The sequence below is a fragment of the Stenotrophomonas sp. Sm10 genome, from assembly GCF_030985515.1.
Lineage (GTDB): Bacteria > Pseudomonadota > Gammaproteobacteria > Xanthomonadales > Xanthomonadaceae > Stenotrophomonas > Stenotrophomonas hibiscicola.
Genome location: NZ_JAPTFO010000206.1, coordinates 1 through 1,326, shown reverse-complemented (window position 1 = coordinate 1,326; position 1,326 = coordinate 1). Strand labels below are relative to the sequence as shown.

General features: G+C 69.8%; 1 protein-coding gene. It reads right to left on the bottom strand.

The features are described 5' to 3' along the window. On the bottom strand, positions 1-1,002 hold a 1,002-nt coding region (locus O0J15_RS21155; protein WP_308306296.1), incomplete at its 3' end, for a TIGR00266 family protein. Positions 1,003-1,326: the final 324 nt, after the last annotated feature.

Genomic DNA, 1,326 nt, shown 5'->3' with positions numbered 1-1,326 from the left:
GTCGCCGTCCAGCATCCGGCCCAGGCCGCCCAGCACCGAGCCTTCGCCGCGGTTCTGGCCGCCGCCCTGCGGCGCGGCCATCCACATGCGGCCGGCCAGGCGCGAGAACGGCAGCGACTGCAGCCAGACCTTGCCTGGACCGGTCAGCGTGGCCAGGAACACGCCTTCGCCGCCGAACAGCATGCTCTTGATGCCTGCAACACGGCGCACGTCCATGTCCACGGTGGGGTGGTAGGCCACCACGCAGCCGGTATCCACGTCCAGCCGCTCACCCGCGGCCAGTTCGCGCTCGACCACGCAGCCGCCGGCGTGGATGAACACCCAGCCGTCGCCCTCCAGCTTCTGCATGATGAAGCCCTCGCCGCCGAACAGGCCGGTCATGATCCTGCGCTGGAACTGCACGCCGATCTGCACGCCGCGCGCGCCGGCCAGGAAGCTGTCCTTCTGGCAGACCAGGCGGCCGCCGTGCTGGTCCAGCTTCATCGCCAGCACCGTGCCCGGGTAGGGCGCGGCGAAGGCGACCTTGCCCTTGCCGTGGCCGCTCTGGGTGTAGACGGTGGCGAACAGGCTCTCGCCGGTCAGCACGCGCTTGCCGGCGGCCATCACCTTGCCCATGAAGCCGCCGCCCTGGTCGCCGTTGGCGGCGCCGAACACCGTGTCCATCTGTACCGTGGCGTCCTTGAACATCAATGCGCCGGCCTCGGCAATGGCGCTCTCGCCGGGGTCGAGCTCGATCTCCACGAACTGCATTTCATGGCCGACGATGCGGAATTCGATGTCGTCGGCGCGGCCGCTGGCGGAGGGGACCGGCGGCGGGCTGTTCGGCATGCCCGGGGCCGCAGATTGCAGCTCCGGCACCTCGGCAATCGAGGCCCATCCGCTCATGCCCTGGCACCAGGCCAGCGCGCGCGGGTTGGCCTGCGCATAACGGCGCGCAGCTTGGTCATCAAGCGGGCCGATACGCTCGGCCTGGGCGGAGGCATGGAAATACCACTGGGTCATCGCGGCGGCTCCGCAGGGCTGGAAACCCCCGAGTCTAGCGAGGGCGCCCGGGCCGGGGCGACAGGCCCATGAACGGCGGGCATTTGCGGGGCAGGTGCTGTATTGCAACAATTATCTGGTAGCGCCGTTTTACCACCCCTCCAAACACAGCCTACCGCCATGTCCCCGACCCGTACTTCCCGTGGCCGCCTTCCGGTCGCGCGCCCCCTCGTTGCCGCTCTTTCCGCCCTGCTGCCGCTGGTTGCGGCCGCCCAGGAAACTCCCGCTGCCAAGGATCCGGTTGCCCTCGATGCCCTGCAGGTGACGGCGCAGCGGCGCGTCGAG